This is a genomic window from Paenibacillus sp. MER 99-2 (assembly GCF_023714095.1).
In the GTDB taxonomy this organism is placed as follows: domain Bacteria; phylum Bacillota; class Bacilli; order Paenibacillales; family Paenibacillaceae; genus Paenibacillus.
This window is the reverse complement of the sequence record NZ_JAMAUZ010000001.1, coordinates 447,894-464,222: the sequence shown is the minus strand read 5'-3', so window position 1 is coordinate 464,222 and position 16,329 is coordinate 447,894. Positions and strand designations below refer to the sequence as shown.

The window sequence follows — 16,329 nt, the reverse complement described above, 5'->3', positions numbered from 1 at the left end:
TTTTATGATTTAAATAGTTTAGTAAATGTACAATGTACCTTTTGGCCATCTTCCCTTCCATCCGCATGGACAGTGCCCTGATCTAAGAACCAGTAACATTTGCCCAAAGAAACTGGGACAACCTTTAAACTCGCCAAACGCACGCTCAACACCAGCATTAAGCAATAACCAGGCTAGTGTTCCTGCAAATTCATCTTTTATATTCTTCTCTTCAATAACATCGTTAAGTGTAGCAATAGCCTTTTTATACTGCTGTGACTCTCTTACGGCAACAACAACTGCATTAAAATCTCTAACACTATATCCTAATTTCCTCAGAATAAATTCCGCAAGACGATCTCTACTATTGGAGATTATCGCCTCCCATTCTTCCTTATCATCCAATTCTTCTGCTGTCTCCCAATCCTCCACTTGTTGTATTGAACAAAGTAATTCCATGGCTTCGATTTTTCCGCAATTTTCAAACCAATGGATATCCTCAAATTCATTCAACAACTCTTGACTAACAATAATCTCTTTCATAGAATAAACCCCGCCTTCTTATCTTTCTATGATAATCTTTCCAGTACTCTTTAAGTATCATATTTAGATGATGGAATAAGTTTGCAAATCATTACATATAAACACTATAAACTCAAGTATTATCTATATGTATTCTGTACTTCCCTTTTTTTGATAAAGATTCAAACAAATACAACCCTATATCATCAAAGATTGAATCTCTATTAAAACCATAATTTTCATTTAGTATCAGTCATACAACGAAATTAAAAATTCAGAGAACGTATCACTAACTTTCTTGAATTCAGTTAGATCTAGACTTTCATCATAAAGAAACACTGGCGGATCATCACCCTCGTCCAAATTAAAGTACCAGAACATATATCCCTGATGCATCATAAATACAAACTGATTATCTGTTAGTTTCTCAGAATAATTATTTTCTTCTAAAAGTTCAACTGCCCATTCCTTAAGCTCTAATATATACCTCATAGAATAATCTGTTCCTGCCAGAAATTTAGCTCCATTACCTGCTTTGTACATAAATTCCAAATAAGTTAAGGGGAGTTCTTTGGTTGGACTTAGATTCTTCAATGTTGAGATCTCATCGTCATTGCAAGGTTTCATTGGATATAACTTTGCTTCTAAGGTCAATAAGAAAGTCCTGATATCATCGCCTCTTAAAAAATTCATTCTAAATTCCTCCACATTATAATCATCTATGTTTTAGACTCTCGTAGCTTTAATATTCGGAACTTCACCTAACATTGTTAACAATTCATTGCAACTTCGATAAACACCTCAAAGAATAGTGCCTTTTAACTATGTAAATTCTTCTTTTATTCACCAATCCTAACAGGCAGGCTCCGTATTCTAACCAGAACCTGCCTGCCTTCTTTTATCAATCACTATTAGACATAATACTGAATATGTCGCTCTTTTTCAGGAATATCCTCATCCCCTAATAAATCAACCTGCGTTAAAGCATCCTTGTGTTCAAGTTCAGCAATGAATAGCGCATAGAAATCACCTGTTGTCGGATAGGTGTATAGACCATATCCCTTTGGAGAGATCAACTTGTTAACTTCTCTGATCTTCTCCGGAAGATACTTGTAGTCGAACTCTCCCAACTCTTCCAGTTCATCCGGGGTTCCCAATTCAATGTCGTGATTGAACTCGTAATCTAAGATATAGTTTACGATCTCATGGCTCTCTTCTCCCTTGTAATCCAAAAACAAAAATCTTTTGGTTTCCAGACCATAGTTCAGCATACTGAAATACGCAAGCGACTCCTCTGGATCATTCAAGATACGTTCAACGTCATCCGGATCTTTGAAAATCAAAGGCACCAAATCTTCCTCTTCCATATTGTATTCCTCCCCTCTTATTGAAATAGTTCTCCATGTTGATTAGGAATATATTCAGGGTAATTCTTACGATAGAATTCATCTACCATTATGAGCAGTGGGTCTAATTCTGGATACGGTTCAGGGTCTTGTATATTCATTTTGGCTTCAGGTGTATTCATGAGAAAATCATCAAAGTGCTCCGGATTAGGTAGTCCTTGTTTTTTTCGTACATGAAGTAAGAAGAGAATTTCATAGGGGTAAAACGCGTATCTAAAATCACCAAATTCAAGAGATTCTCCTAGTCCAGATGCTAAAATAGAATGATATTCCACCATTTCATTTACTAGAGATTTTATTACACTTAATTCTTTAGTTTCCCAATTTGTTAAAACTTCATTATACACCTCTAAGTCGTCAGGTATTAAATCATTTTTCACTTTCGCTTTCAAACATTTCTCTTTTACTGTTTTGGATAAATTATGGTTACTTTCCCATAGTTCTTTATTTCTATATTTTAAGTACAGCTCTAGTAAAAACCATGTATGTTTATTGGATTCCTCCACTTCTAATATGCTTCCACCAAACTGCTCGACAATAAATTCAAATAGAATATTTTCTTCTCTGTTCCAACCAAACATCGTGAAATGAATTAACGTCATAACTACTTCTCTGAATCTGTATTCTGTCATCATCTGAGGGTAACGAACTTTGTATATATCTTGAGCCATACATTGCTGATAGACCGCTATTTGCATTTGCTTTAAAGCTTCTACTCGATTATTTTGAGATATCAGCACATCATTCTTCCAAATTGAAAGATAATAAGAAATAACTGATCCTACATTAATCAATAGTATATGGTCTCTTTCTTTATCATTTAGTTCACTTAGTTCCATTACCTCTTTTTTATTGTTCAGGTACCTAGCTTTGATTCTTTCAAATTTAGTACCTGTTTCAAAATTTTGTTGATATCTTTTATATGCCAAATTCACTTTTTTTATATTCAACATAATATCCCTCCATCATAGAATACCTAATTCCAATCTTTTACTTTAAGCACATCCACACCAAATCCTATATCTGTTATCTTTATATCTGTCTCTACTCTAATATAATCAAGCTGTAATCCAGGATGATCTTTCTTTAATTGTTCAAATGCTTCCTCAAAACCATCATATCGAGCGTCAACTTCTTTTTTTGATTTGTTTCTGGCTTTTTCCTTTTGATTTATTTTTCTTGCCACTACCACCTGTGCTACCCACAATCATCATGGCCGACAATAATATATTCGAATCCGCATAATTACTAAGCATATCTATTGCGGCAGAGAACATCGCATCCGACATCAAATCTGCCATCAGACCATGTGTGAAATCAGTTGCTTTCGTGAGCGCGTTCGCAAGCTTCGGCGACTTCATCATCAGAGCATCCAGCTTGCCTTTGAGCTTGTTCGCTAGATCTGCTGGACTGAAGTTACTGGTAAGCCTCTTCTCCTTGGTCATGACTTGCACTATCTTAGAGTACGTTTCTATTAACTATGTACAACAAACCCAAGTTTCTATCAATTATAAGAGGCAGGCTCCCGTATTCTAACCAAAGCCTGCCTAAATTTTTTCATTCGCAGTCGTGGGGTAAAGTTTTATTAACCATAACCTTTGGAATTTTCAACTTGTTGACTTCTCTGATTTTCTTATGAAGGAAAAATCTAATTAAATGAAGCAACAACTAACTCATACCATTTTAAAGATCTATACCAAAGATACTAACTTAAATTGGATTATCAGGAAATTCCTCAGTGTATCTAGCTATTAGGTTTTGTAAATCCACGTCTTGAGGAAATTCTTTTAAATATTTATACTTCCAAATTATAAGTTGGTTACTAAAGCTGTAACTGGTATCAAACCAATTTGTATAGTCAAAGTGTACTTTTAAACTCCCGGATATTTCTAAACTTAGCGTGAAAGAATACCATAATTCTTGCCCTTCTTCTTGAAATAATTCTCTCAATTCTTCTGCTAATGACAGGAGTTTTCTTTTATTTAATTTGAATTCTCTTTCGTTCACTTGGTACTTAAAAGGGATCTCAAGACTATGTTCACACCTATCAGGCTCTTTTTCTGGTTGGTAGTAAAAGTAAGTTCCTCCACCATCGTCAGAAACCTGAGCATAAAAATAAAACTTTTTCCAACCCTCAGGTATCATTTCATTAACCGTCTCAGCGATCTGTCGATATAAATGATTCAGTGTTTCCTCCATTTATTTGTCCCTACTTTTATTGTTTATTGTTACTTCGATGCCTTTACCGAGTACCAGTGTTCCTTCTCACTAAGATATAAGGTGATAACTTTTATAAGCTTATTCCAACTTTACTATGAGTAGGAATGAGCTTTTGATTGGAGTGAATCTTCTGCGTGAACCAGTTTTCCCACCATTATGAGATATTAAAAATTGCTTATGATCATCTGGAAAAGAAATACCATACTCTGCTTCAAACAATTCAATGTCTTTTGAATTCAACCCAGGAAATGGACCTTCAATAAAAAACTTATTATTCTTCATGATTCATTACCTCTCTTTATATGCAGGAACATTTATTTTTCACGTTTTTCTTTTGCTTCTAATTTTTCTCTTGCTAACCTCATTTTCTCCATAAAGTTACTACTCATATTAATGCCAATGATTTTAGAGTTAATATCCTCTACGATATTATCATTTTTCATCTCTAGGCTTCTTATAAAATCAATAAAAGATTCCGCGATTAAATAAACATTATCCCAATAATTATCAATGCTAGATACATCTTTCAAATCTTCGTCCAACATCACCTTTGCAACCAATTCATTTTTGTGATCCCAAAAGTAAATTTTTCCTCGATATTCGTCATCTTTAACTCTAATACATATTAGATTTCCTGCTGAATCATCAGCAATTGGAAAAATTGATGTTGGAATTCGTTCATAATATTGTTCAATTTTTTTTCTAGTTTATTTGTTCCATCTGAAGTAACAAAAAATGAAGCTAACGACTCAAAGCCATCACCATGAGACCATGGCGTGTTTTCAATAGTTTTAAATTGAATTTCTTGCTCGAATTCAACTTCTTCGTACCTCAACAGAAAATGTTTATATAATTCTGGTAAAGATATCCAATACTTTTTTCAATATCTTCAACTTTTCTCTTATCAACTTTATTGTCACCCATTGTCGACATGCCTAGTTTAGTTAGTCGTGCCTCCATTTCATTAAATAACTCATCCATCATCGTCATCTTTTGGAGCTCCTCCTTTTTTTGTATCTTCTTTTATGTATTTTTCTTTAGTGGTTTGATATTTAGGAAGTACATCGGATATGGTTGCAAGTCGTAGTTCTTTCATATAAGGTTTTCATCCTCTGGATATACGTAATCCTACTTCTCCCTCTGCTTGATATTTTCTTATCCAATCTCTCACTGTGCTTGGATCAATCTTCAACTGCTTAGCTTCAAAGTTTGGATTGGTTTTGTGCTGTAAGCAACTCACTACAATTGAATTTTGTTTCATACGCAATCCGTCTTCGTTTAGACATTACAAAAACTCCCATCATAGTAGAAGTAGTTTTTTTTCCACTGTCTACTATGATAGGAGCATATCAAAGCTCGAAAAAGCTTTTGAGTTTGATTCTTGGTTCATTTATTCGATATTGATAAATCTGTTAAAAGTAGTTTCTAAATAGCAACATCCTGATATCCTACTTCAATCACCTTTTCATCTAATAGACGAAGCCCTAGCCCATTTTCGATGTCCCATGTACAATTAAAAAGTATTCCAATATCTCTCTCTTCATAGATGTCGCCATGGGTATAACTATTCCATCCATAGAGATCATCTCAACGAGCTGGTCTGTTGTTTCAATATGAGGATAGTTCTCATTATATGAAGTATCATAACCTAGTTCATATCGCTTTTGATTGTAATAATCTAATATAGGTTGTAAAAGGCTTCGTTGTACATCCTCCCAATTTTGCATCAGCAGTTTATAAGCTACATACTGTTCATTATCAAATTTACCGTCTTCATCACCTTTAACGATAAATGATATTCCAATTTCTTTTCCTAGAAAGTTTATCTGCATGTCCTTAGACCAAACATAGTCATATTCAAGTTCACCAAAAACGGAGTCTTTTATTTTCATGTTAGAATCCTCTTTACTTATTTATTTACAAATCCCCCGGGTTCGAAAGCTCCAGCGTTTATCTCTCCTACACCACCAAGGTGAAAATTTACTATTTATTATAGTCGGCACGAGTTGTATTGTTTTTCCATCATTTAATTCATGCCATGTGAATTTGTTTTTATCTCGGTATTTATCAATATCCCTCGCAGTGACTTTTCCAGGAACCATTCCGAATTGGCTTGCTAGTTCAGGAGATTTATTAATTTGATCTGCCAATTTTTGATCTGCCTGAGCAAAATTGTTTATTCTGGCTTTTCAACTATATTTTCCCTTTCCACCTAACATATAATCAATTTCTATTTGAGCCTTTGCAACTGGCGAAAAATCAAGAACAGCATTTTTATATTGTATCCCCTTAATACCAGCTTCATCTAATATTTTCTTTATTTTAGGATCTGGTGGTGGCTTAAGAGTACAGAGAGATTCCCCTCTCGCGTCCACATCCTTAAATTCAACTGTTCGATTATCTGGGGAAGGAGTATAATTATATCTTGCTTCGTACGGACTTGAAAACTCAGTTTGTTTGAATGCAGGTGGAATATCATCTGTTCTATCCTTACCCTCGGTACCGTCCTTATCCTTCTTAGAGTCTGATGATGACGAATCCTCTGGATTGTCTCCCGTTTTCCCTTTAGATTTGTCCGTTTCCTGATCCTTCGGTTTAGGTTTGTTTGGTTCATCCTTAGTTTTGTCTTTTGTTTTGTCCTTCGTCTTATCTTTGTCTTTCGGTTTATCCTTGTCCTTATCCTTGTTACCTGAATCCTTATCTTTATTGCTCTTATCCTTATCACCAGAACCTTTATTATTGGAAGTAATCCCTTGGTTCTGACTCTTCTTGAACTTGCCACTTAGCATACTCATCAGAATCATGGCTTTAGTCATTGTATCCGAATCGACGTATTGGCTTAATTGTTCCAAGCCATAATTCATCGCTTCACTCATGAGTAGATTCTGCATGAAGCCTTTGGCCATGCCACCCGCCATTTTAAGTCCGTTTTCAAGCTTCGGCGACTTCATCATCAGAGCATCCAGCTTGCCTTTGAGCTTGTTCGCTAGATCTGCTGGACTGAAGTTACTGGCAAGTCCCTTCGCCTTGGTCATGACTTTACCGAGTGAACCCGTGATCGCATCGCCAGCTTTATTGGCGAGATCACCGATGGCCTTCGCAACTTGACCTGCCTTATCTGCAATCTTTGTGGCTGCCCCTACGACACTGTCGACCACTTTGCCCGCTTTTTTAACTAGCTTGGCGCCTTTGATGGCAAACTTGGCACCCGTTGCTGCCCAGCCTACGAACGGGATCGCCGCGGCAGCGGACAACGCCGCATTGGTATAGTCTCCTCGTGCTGCATAAATTTCACTACTTAATTTTAAAAAAACATTCTCCGATTAATAAAATAACCAGAGAATGTTGATGTGATGACTAACACCAATTGTCTTTATTAGACTTAAAATATCTAAATTAAAACTAATAATTTTTTTAACTTTTAAAAAACTCAAGATATTTAGGATCCTCATCTTCAAAGCATCTGCCTTCAGACTTTTTAAATGCAAAATTAAAAAAATCTCTGGCTAGATCAAATTTTCCTAATTCAAAAGCTGCTTTTGCCGAAATAAATTCTTTTGTTCCTGTATCGAAACGCATGAAACCTGTAATAAATATTTTTTTTGACCATTCATATGCTTTATTGAAATCTTGCAAAAGAAATAATGTATCAATTATATCCTCTACCAAATGATAACTTTCACTATAGATTCCTTTTGGTTCTGGTATTAGCTCCCATGCCTCTTCAAGTAATACAATAGATTCTTTTTGCTTACCATTCTGAAATTGTTCATTACTCTCATTAATTATTACTTCGAATTTTTCTTTAATATTTGCTTCTAACTGAGCCATTTTCTACACTCCTTTGATTGAATCTTTAATCAACTCATAGTATTTTTCATCTTCTTCTGAAAAAATCTCATACCCTTCTAGCATGTAAGCTTTTAAAAGATATTCCTTTGCTCTATTAATTTCTCCACATTCTACTAGACTCTCTCCAAGGTTCAACAAAATTAATGGGTTTGAAATCCCGTCTGGACAGTTTAGAGCGTTAAAGTAATTGTTTTTTGCAAACTCATACTCCTCATTAATAAAATATGCATCACCTAATGCAGTATATATCCATGTACTTGCTTCCCATACGTGCTTCGGAACAGGCACCAAATTTAAAGCAGTTAAATATTTTCGTATAGCTTGATCCAGTTCCCCTTCTTCTGCATGAGCATCGCCTTCATTGCACAATGTTACGATCTGTTCATATAGATTCTCATCAAGTTCCAACTTTTTTCCTCCAATTACTTTTTAGGTGGTAGATATTTTTGATTCAGTTTTGCCCCATCCGATCGATTAAGGCTGTAATGATCTAATACATAGTTATTAGAATCTAACATCCAATCCCTTACTTCTTTGGATTTCGCTCCATGGTACCTACCTACGTTGTTCCACCATGTAACTGCATCAGTGTGAGGGGGATCATTACGATGTGCCATATCTGCTGTACTAAGATCATACCATGCATCATCGCTCGCCTTATACTGGATTTTGCCACTACGTGTTTTTCTGATTTTAGGAGGTTTCTCATTTTTCATTCTTTCTATTACTTCACGCCCGGTTCTAGACTTTTTCCCGGGTGTTCTGCCTAAGTATTGTTCTCTTAATTTCTTTTTCTTTTTAGCTTTCTTTTTCTTCTCTGGGTTCGTAGTGCCCTTCTTGCCACCACCACCTGTGCTACCCACAATCATCATGGCCGACAATAATATATTCGAATCCGCATAATTACCAAGCATATCTATTGCGGCAGAGAACATCGCATCCGACATCAAATCTGCCATCAGACCATGTGTGAAATCAGTTGCTTTCGTGAGCGCGTTCGCAAGCTTCGGCGACTTCATCATCAGAGCATCCAGCTTGCCTTTGAGCTTGTTTGCTAGATCTGCTGGACTGAAGTTACTAGCAAGTCCCTTCGCCTTGGTCATGACTTTACCGAGTGCACCCGAGATCGCATCGCCAGCTTTATTGGCGAGATCACCGATGGCCTTCGCAACTTGACCTGCCTTATCTGCAATCTTTGTAGCTGCACCTACGACGCTGTCGACCACTTTACCCGCTTTTTTAACTAGCTTGGCGCCTTTGATGGCAAACTTGGCACCCGTTGCTGCCCAGCCTACGAACGGGATCGCCGCGGCAGCGGACAACGCCGCGTTGGTATAGTCTCCTCGAGCCGCATAGATGGCTGCGTTAGCTAGGTCAGCGACCTCACCCACCACCGGGATCATGCCGACAACATCCAGTACGGTCTGAGTTACATCCAGCACTTTTCCCCAGAAGCCCTTCTTCTCCTCTTCGGGTTCCTCTTCCACCTGTACCTCAGACACAAATGGCGCTTCTGGTACTGGCTCAAGATCCTCCACGGTTACAGGCATTTTGATTAAGCCATCGAGCAGCACTTCACTGCCCTTCAGGTCGGTCATGCCATCCAGAATCATACTGCTGTCTCCGCACTGTAGGAAAATACTTTCCTGTGCCTCAATCCCTATCTTCTTCTCGCTCTCAAGCGTAATCTCCTGCCCACCGGATGCTACAATTCCGCTATTACTCTGAATGGTGACCCCGCCGCCGTCCAATGTAATGAATAGACTGCCTTCTGTCGCAATGAGAGACATTTCCGAATCCGTCATTTTCATTTCTTTGCCATAATTCGTTCCCCAGCTCTTCGTTGCTGGATCTGCAGTCTTGGGAGAAGGCTGACTGCCCCGACGCACAGAACCCATCGCGAATGCGTCGCTCTCTTGACCACTAGCAAAATACACTTGAACAGCCGAGCCGGATTCTGGCATGCTGTAGAATCCACCGCCATCTCCGGCATATACAGCCGAATAAGGCATCCAGCTTGCTTCCGCTTCCGATTGCGAGGCATCCACATCCAGATGGACTTTTACCGTGTCTTTGGTAACACCGATAATTTTGCCTTCTAGTGCTGCTCCGGCAATGTCATCGTTCCTGATTTCATTTTGCCGAATTCCACTTTCTGGACTAAGCGTAACCGTATGTCGAAGCAACCCTCCTACCGTTTGGCTTACACAAGCGGCTACTTTCAGCTCCTCCTCGTGGAAGAGCACAGTATCTCCAAGCGCCAACCAGCGATGGGTATCTATCATATAACTCGTGAAGTCTTTCTCCGTTACCCCCGTAGCACCTACCGACCAAGCTTCTTTCAACGCCTTCATATCTCGCCTTAGCGTATACGCTTGATCTGGCAGTTCCGTATACCGACCATCTGGCACGCCAATATACAGTTTAGGAGAGTCAGCTGATATTTCCGGAATAATCGCTGCGCCGAACCGTGACGCAAGTCGGCGTAAGAAAGCCCAATCCGTCTCTCGATATTGCAGCGTCAAGGCTCCCAGTTTCGAGCTTCCACTCACATAATCAATGACATCTGATTTCGGATAAACCTTCAATACCTGCCGAATGACGTCCTCACAGTCCTGATCCTTGTTCTGGAACGAACGAATACGAGGTTCAATGTCTAGCAGATACGAATAAGACACTGCCTCTAGCTCCAATATGTATATCCCTTGTACTCGGCGGATGCTGACATCCAGTACAAGTCCTTGGAACAGCTTGCGAATTTCCTGCCCCTGTTCTCCGATCTCCACCAACGACACGGTCTCATCTTTGGCGAGCCGGTTCAGATCCTGATCCTGATGTTCCTCTGGAATAATGCCTTGTAGATACAAGCGAGCATGTTCTCCTGCACTCCGCTCGATCCGCAAATGTTGTATGTTCTGCAACGTGTATGGAGATATACATCGGATATTCCCCATACCCACTGCCGCTTCCACTACACTCATCGTCTCACTTCTTTCCTAGCAATGTCAGCACACGGAAAAAAGGTCTCAGCTATAGCTCTAAGATGTTCATTACCTGATGTTACCGCCAAACCCGGTTGTGCCGCCTATGGAAGACCCTCCAAGCTCTTGACCATCATCTTCAATCTGGATGTAGCCTCCGTGGAGACACATATTCATGCAGGTACTTAACAGTGCAGGTTCATTCTCAATGAGCACATCTGTTTTGCCCTCCATCCATGGCGTAGAGATGGAAGGAATACAGGGAGCCTTCTGAACACCTTCAATATCGAATTCACCTGTCTGAACGACAGGATTCAATTGGCTGGTACAGTTACCAAACGGCATGATGTGAATCATCGGTGTTGCATCAGCCACGTTCAGTTGTGCTTTCTCCTTTAGATGCACGCCATGGCTGTAAGGTATTTTCAATCGATTCAACTGTGTACCACAAGAACAACTTAAGATCGCTCCTGCCACAACATACGTTGGGCCTCCAGCCCCTTCATCCACTACATCCGGTCTCGTCGCTCCAATCGCTTCAGCCATTGATTTTCCTCCTCCGCTGGGTTTCACCCAGATGATTTTATAGACTCAGTAAACGGTTCTCCCCTTCAACCTGATTCACACGTTGCAGCCGCAAACCAGTATAGTCCCTTCGTAATATCGCTTCAGCCAGAGCAAGATTCACCAATATCACTGTTTCTTGCAATCGTTCATCCGCCAAATAAATAATGGGCCAAGATGTGCTCCTTAATTGATCCACATCAACTTGAAGCACATTTAACTTGCCACTATTGTCAAAGGTACTGTTTCTAGATAGAGCTTGCAGACGTGGAGGCACCATGAACCAATACGGGTGCAATTGCTGTCTTTCCATGTCCATCAATCCAACCAAACGAAACATGAGACGTGGGGCAAAGGTATGTAACAGGCGTTTAAGCTCATCCGACCACAATGGATATGGGCGTTCAATCAGATCTACAGCTACAGGCCTTCGATTCGGACGGATGGTAAACTGTAAATTTGATTGTTCGAGTTCATTTAATTGCTCGCCTCTCATCCACTCAGGCTGAATAATATTTTTGACTCCCACGGGCTCAATCGCTCCTGTTACACGTGTATCCTGTATGATTTGGAACCAATTGTGCCTCATACGAGCTTTCCTCCTTGCCCTGGGCTCTTATCCAATAATTGCGCTAACTGTTCATCCATCATGCCAGCCATATGATCTATTCCTTCTCGTATCCGTACTACCGGGCGATCCAGAATGCGGCAAGAAGTTCCAAGATCCATTTGCGCTCTGTCCAAACGGGAACCTGTGAAATCCACTTTAGATACATCTGTACCTCGAAAATCCGTATCAGCCAAATTGCATACGCCAAACACGGTGTTTTCAAACGATGCTTCTCTAAAATCGGCTCCTTGAAGATCTGCCAGTATAAAGTCAGCTTCTCTTAGATCTGCCCCTGCAAAGGAAACTGGGTTGAATCCAGGTGCATCCCAGATCTCTGGATTAGGCATCCCCTGCCTTGCTTCAATTCCATGAAATAAAGCGCCAACCATCCTGCAGTTTCGGAACCGGGCGCCGTACATCTGGCTGCCATTCCAGCGAGTGTCCGTTAAGTCACATTGTTCCCACACCGTGTTTACCAGATTGCTATTTTCGAATTGACTCCCGCCAAGTGCAACATCTCGAAACGCTGTGAAACGGAAATCCATTCCACTGTAGTCTCCTCCAGCCAGATCCAGATGTTCTAAGGCTGCATAGCCATAGACTTCTTCTGTTCTTTCAGCAAGCCACTTTCGAATCTCGGCTTCATCCGCAGGTTCAGCATCTGTTTTGTATACCGACTCACTGACATCCAAATATTCACCTACACGTACTTCAATAGCAGGACACTTCTCTAGATGAATAAATGATTCACATTGCACTGCCTCGGGCATCGCTTGGTGGATCAGATGAGTTACATAAGCATGTCCATGCGCTGCTTCTCGTAATAACAAGCGTTCCAGTTCTGGTTGTGTAATGGAGCCTGTATAGGAAGATCCCGGTCGCTCCAATTCCTCCTTCCAGCAAGCCAGCATAATATCCAGATAGCCAAACGCCCATGAAGCATCGTAAGCTCCCTCAATAGGAGAAGGATCGAATAACCACGTTTCGTCCGCAGCTTCGGTCAAATAGAGAGCCTTCCCTTCTAGCAATTGTGTTCGAAGTAGAGAATACGTGAAGTGTCCCACGGCTCCATGTTCACCGATGTTCTGCATGTCCAGTACCAACTGACACTGCTTGGCAAAATGCCGAATAAATTCTTCTTTCAGTCGTTCGCGATTCTGCTGATAGACCTGCTCCCATTGCAGCATCACACGATTCCGCAGAGGTATTACGATCTCTTGCTTGAACTGCTCAAGCGCAGTAGTCACGAGCATCCCCTCTTCCTTGAATGTCATTAATCCGTTGTCAGATGAATATTGTAAACATTTTTCACTTTATACTCTTTGTTACTAGCGTTTAATTGGTTTTCAATTCAGTTCCTACTAGAGAGGTCGTACCATCCATTTTAATATTACTCTCTTTGCAGGTTAGACTGATTTCTTCCTTCGCAGAGAACACAATGCTTTTCTCAGCATTCATCATAATATCTTCCTTAGCAGAGATCGTGATCTGCTGACTACTAATAATCTCAATCCCCCCGCCTTCACTGAGACGAATAAAGATCTCCCCATCCTTGCCAGTAACAATCACCTCTTCAGGTGTCATCTTCAATTCCTTCCCTGCTGCTGTACGGAAGTATTTGTGATCTGGGTTGCTCAGCTTGTTGCTCTCACCCTCATCCGAGTTCTGACGTACCGAGCTTGTAGCGACCCCTTCTTCTTCCTTGTTACCAGGGAAATACACGCGCACATGATCGCCATTCTCAGGCATAACGTACCAACCACTGTTTCCTTCTGCGGTATACACAGATTGGTAAGGAAAAGCATGTGCCTCACCCTCATTCTGAGCTTGATCGATTTGCAGATGTATCTTCAATTTATCTTTACTAATACCGATAACGACACCTTGCAAGGAAACGCCAATAATTTTATCGTTATAAAATGTATTTTGTCTGAGACCCCGGTGAGTACTCAGTGTATAACGGTGCTTTAATAGTCCATTTTTCATTTCCGTAAAAGCTTCATATACGTACAGCAGCTTGCCTTTAAATTCAATGGCATTTCCCAGATCAAGTACACGGTTCGTCTCAACCTCGTAATACACATAGTCCTCCTCACCCACCTCAACCTTCGTGTTCTGAGAAGTGTATCGGAATTTATCCATCCGTTTGCGAACTCTGTAGTTAAAATCCTGCAGCTTGCCTTTAGATGAAGTATCGAACAAACCAAAATAAAATTTGGGTGTATCAAATACGGAAGCAGGCATGAGTCCTGTCCGCAGTCGAGATGCAATTCGCTTCAGAAATTGCCAATCCGTCTCCTCATACTGAAGAGTAAACTTTCCAATCGCTGCTCCGTCCGTCGCCGCATCCATAATATCGATATTAGGGTAACCAGCCGCAATCTGATCCAATAGCTGGGGATATGTCATACTGTGGTTTTGAAAAGAACGACTTTTCTTACGGATATCGAGTTCATGGGTATGGGAGATACCCTCGACTTCAAGTAAGTAGACGCCGCCCTGCACCATAACGCTAACATTAAGGATTAGACCGCTGAACAATACAGATGTACTGCCTTGATCATCGACTTGGCTAATCTCCACAAGTGTATCGGAACCACTTAACCGTACATAAGAATCCTTCTTCTCTTCATCTACAATTCCCGTGAACCTCACACGAGCGTGCTCATTCATCTGTTTAGTAATCGTTAACTCACGAAGACTAATTACCTCAAATGGACTCACTCTCACATTTTTATAAGATAAGGCTTCAATGCTCATTCTCCAGCATCCCTTTCGTCATGGACTTCAAATCGAACCGAATTCATGATTGCTGAAGCCACGCGCTGCCAGTCATCCAGTTCATGGTCTGTACAATTGAAAGTACAGATTAGTGCCCGATCCTCCAAAGAAGTAAATAACATCAAATGATATAAGTTTGCGTTTACGACAGGAGTCAAAAATTCACAAGTCACAGCTTCACGTCCTCCGACCATGCGATCTCCATCCCCGTACCACTTCGCGAGCTTCTGCGTGCGCCGCAATATCTGAATCATGCTCTGTTTAAATAACGGTAGATCCTCTGCAGGTAATGGATTTATCGTATGGTTTACTGCGATATTAATCGTGCCCTCAGCATTGGTGTAGATTGTGCTTGGTCTATGCTGTGAAGGGTACTTCATATTCATCATTTGTTCAGACATCGGTTTGAACGTTCGAGGCAGCATCATCCACAGCTTGCCTTCCAGCAGTTCTGTTTCTTGAAAAGAATACGGGTTGCCGCCAATTTGTAGAAAAGCTGCCTTCAAATCCGGCTCAGGGTCTTCTGGGATATGCCCATAATCATCATCTTCAACCGAATTCATTTTCATGCCGTTCATCATTGCAACAATCTTCTCATCCCAATGCTTCATTGTTACATCCTCCCTTGCTGTTCCAAATTCAATCCACAATCATCCGATGTGGCCCGCCCACCGGCATACCTGAGCGACCGGATCCGCGGCCAGCATTTGCCAATATGCGGTCTAGGTATCGATGAATCTGTGCGTTGTCATACTCCCGGTACTCGAGTCCCAACCGATTCGCAATGTGATGCAGGATGACGGTTCGTGCAATCGTGCCTTCGTTCAGGCACATCATGGCAAAGATCAGATCCTGTGGATCGGGGGTTCCTGTGCGAAGCAGCCTCTCTGCATAATCTTTCATAACGAGAGGGGATAATGTGCTAATACCTTCCGCAGCATATGCGACATGAATAACATGAAGCGTGTTGAACTCTGTTGCTAGATCCGCAAAGGTCTGATAATCCCGTCTTAGTCTGGCGCCTTCCTTCAGCTTGAACCGTGCGAGCTCCATTTCACTCGAATCACAGGCGATTTCCTCATCCAGCCGAAGTTCTGCCTGACTGACTGTCATGTCGCTTATCTTCTCATCCTCGGTAAATCGAAGTTTCAGCACATTCACCCTGCCCGTAGCCTGATATTCCAGCTCAGCAGACTCGGTTAACATATACAATCTTCCCTTGTGCAGCACCATTCCCGGAGTAACCACCAGCTTGTCCGGGTATACCTCCACCTCTGCGCCTGCAAGGATACCATCCGCGTAACTACGGTAGTACAACTCCATGTAGTCTCGGGGATAGTCCCGTAGTTCCTCCAGCATTGATGTCTTTAGAATTCTGCCTTTATGAAAATGGGGATAGGAATACGTGAACATG

At 40.8% G+C, this 16,329-nt stretch carries 21 protein-coding genes and 2 pseudogenes; all 23 read right to left on the bottom strand.

Annotated elements, in window-relative coordinates; all coding sequences use genetic code 11:
• Positions 1-18: 18 nt before the first annotated feature.
• Positions 19-522, bottom strand: a complete 504-nt coding sequence (locus tag M3636_RS02055) for a hypothetical protein (RefSeq protein WP_251381158.1) — start codon at positions 520-522, stop codon at positions 19-21.
• Positions 523-750: 228 nt separating this feature from the next.
• Positions 751-1,194: an SMI1/KNR4 family protein gene (locus tag M3636_RS02050; RefSeq protein WP_251381157.1), complete on the bottom strand. Its 444-nt coding sequence runs from the start codon at positions 1,192-1,194 to the stop codon at positions 751-753.
• Between the two features lie 218 nt (positions 1,195-1,412).
• Positions 1,413-1,868 (bottom strand): DUF6630 family protein, encoded by a 456-nt coding sequence (locus tag M3636_RS02045; RefSeq protein ID WP_251381155.1) that lies wholly within the window; start codon positions 1,866-1,868, stop codon positions 1,413-1,415.
• A 17-nt stretch (positions 1,869-1,885) separates the two neighbouring features.
• Positions 1,886-2,860: a hypothetical protein gene (locus M3636_RS02040; RefSeq protein ID WP_251381153.1), complete on the bottom strand. Its 975-nt coding sequence runs from the start codon at positions 2,858-2,860 to the stop codon at positions 1,886-1,888.
• Between the two features lie 23 nt (positions 2,861-2,883).
• The gene (locus tag M3636_RS02035; protein WP_251381152.1) at positions 2,884-3,093 is read right to left on the bottom strand and encodes a hypothetical protein; all 210 of its coding nucleotides are present in this window, start codon (positions 3,091-3,093) and stop codon (positions 2,884-2,886) included.
• Positions 3,035-3,352 (bottom strand): hypothetical protein, encoded by a 318-nt coding sequence (locus M3636_RS02030; protein ID WP_251381151.1) that lies wholly within the window; start codon positions 3,350-3,352, stop codon positions 3,035-3,037. Before M3636_RS02030 ends, M3636_RS02035 begins: the two co-directional genes overlap by 59 nt.
• A gap of 265 nt (positions 3,353-3,617) precedes the next feature.
• Positions 3,618-4,106 (bottom strand): immunity protein YezG family protein, encoded by a 489-nt coding sequence (locus tag M3636_RS02025; RefSeq protein WP_251381150.1) that lies wholly within the window; start codon positions 4,104-4,106, stop codon positions 3,618-3,620.
• Between the two features lie 99 nt (positions 4,107-4,205).
• Positions 4,206-4,409 carry an SMI1/KNR4 family protein gene (locus tag M3636_RS02020; protein ID WP_251381149.1) on the bottom strand — a complete coding sequence of 68 codons (204 nt, stop codon included), beginning with the start codon at positions 4,407-4,409 and terminating at the stop codon, positions 4,206-4,208.
• A 32-nt stretch (positions 4,410-4,441) separates the two neighbouring features.
• Positions 4,442-4,822, bottom strand: a complete 381-nt coding sequence (locus M3636_RS02015) for an SMI1/KNR4 family protein (RefSeq protein ID WP_353056281.1) — start codon at positions 4,820-4,822, stop codon at positions 4,442-4,444.
• Positions 4,823-4,958: 136 nt separating this feature from the next.
• On the bottom strand, positions 4,959-5,117 hold the full coding sequence (locus M3636_RS02010; RefSeq protein ID WP_251381148.1) for a hypothetical protein: 159 nt from the start codon (positions 5,115-5,117) through the stop codon (positions 4,959-4,961).
• Complete coding sequence (locus M3636_RS29430) at positions 5,101-5,223, bottom strand: hypothetical protein (RefSeq protein WP_285858439.1); 123 nt, start codon at positions 5,221-5,223, stop codon at positions 5,101-5,103. The genes M3636_RS02010 and M3636_RS29430 overlap by 17 nt, the downstream gene beginning before the upstream one ends.
• Before the next feature lie 9 nt (positions 5,224-5,232).
• Entirely contained in the window at positions 5,233-5,388 is a 156-nt protein-coding gene (locus tag M3636_RS29690; RefSeq protein ID WP_353056262.1) for a helix-turn-helix domain-containing protein, read from the bottom strand.
• 164 nt (positions 5,389-5,552) lie between these two features.
• Positions 5,553-6,019 (bottom strand): annotated as a pseudogene (locus tag M3636_RS02005) (DUF6985 domain-containing protein).
• 17 nt (positions 6,020-6,036) lie between these two features.
• A pseudogene (locus M3636_RS02000) lies at positions 6,037-6,601 on the bottom strand (HNH endonuclease).
• A gap of 940 nt (positions 6,602-7,541) precedes the next feature.
• Positions 7,542-7,958: a hypothetical protein gene (locus M3636_RS01995; protein ID WP_251381147.1), complete on the bottom strand. Its 417-nt coding sequence runs from the start codon at positions 7,956-7,958 to the stop codon at positions 7,542-7,544.
• 3 nt (positions 7,959-7,961) lie between these two features.
• A complete protein-coding gene (locus M3636_RS01990) occupies positions 7,962-8,387 on the bottom strand; it encodes a hypothetical protein (RefSeq protein ID WP_251381146.1) in 426 nt (141 codons plus the stop codon).
• A 14-nt stretch (positions 8,388-8,401) separates the two neighbouring features.
• Positions 8,402-10,960, bottom strand: coding sequence for a contractile injection system protein, VgrG/Pvc8 family (locus M3636_RS01985; protein ID WP_251381145.1), 2,559 nt, complete (start codon positions 10,958-10,960; stop codon positions 8,402-8,404).
• Between the two features lie 69 nt (positions 10,961-11,029).
• Positions 11,030-11,506: a DUF4280 domain-containing protein gene (locus M3636_RS01980; RefSeq protein WP_056695786.1), complete on the bottom strand. Its 477-nt coding sequence runs from the start codon at positions 11,504-11,506 to the stop codon at positions 11,030-11,032.
• 37 nt (positions 11,507-11,543) lie between these two features.
• On the bottom strand, positions 11,544-12,113 hold the full coding sequence (locus M3636_RS01975) for a hypothetical protein (protein WP_251381144.1): 570 nt from the start codon (positions 12,111-12,113) through the stop codon (positions 11,544-11,546).
• Positions 12,110-13,381: a pentapeptide repeat-containing protein gene (locus tag M3636_RS29685; RefSeq protein ID WP_251381143.1), complete on the bottom strand. Its 1,272-nt coding sequence runs from the start codon at positions 13,379-13,381 to the stop codon at positions 12,110-12,112. The genes M3636_RS01975 and M3636_RS29685 overlap by 4 nt, the downstream gene beginning before the upstream one ends.
• 88 nt (positions 13,382-13,469) lie before the next feature.
• Complete coding sequence (locus M3636_RS01965; protein WP_251381142.1) at positions 13,470-14,894, bottom strand: contractile injection system protein, VgrG/Pvc8 family; 1,425 nt, start codon at positions 14,892-14,894, stop codon at positions 13,470-13,472.
• Positions 14,891-15,526, bottom strand: coding sequence for a hypothetical protein (locus M3636_RS01960; protein ID WP_251381140.1), 636 nt, complete (start codon positions 15,524-15,526; stop codon positions 14,891-14,893). The genes M3636_RS01965 and M3636_RS01960 overlap by 4 nt, the downstream gene beginning before the upstream one ends.
• A 28-nt stretch (positions 15,527-15,554) precedes the next feature.
• Positions 15,555-16,328, bottom strand: a complete 774-nt coding sequence (locus tag M3636_RS01955; RefSeq protein WP_251381139.1) for a DNA and RNA helicase — start codon at positions 16,326-16,328, stop codon at positions 15,555-15,557.
• Between the last annotated feature and the right edge of the window lies 1 nt (position 16,329).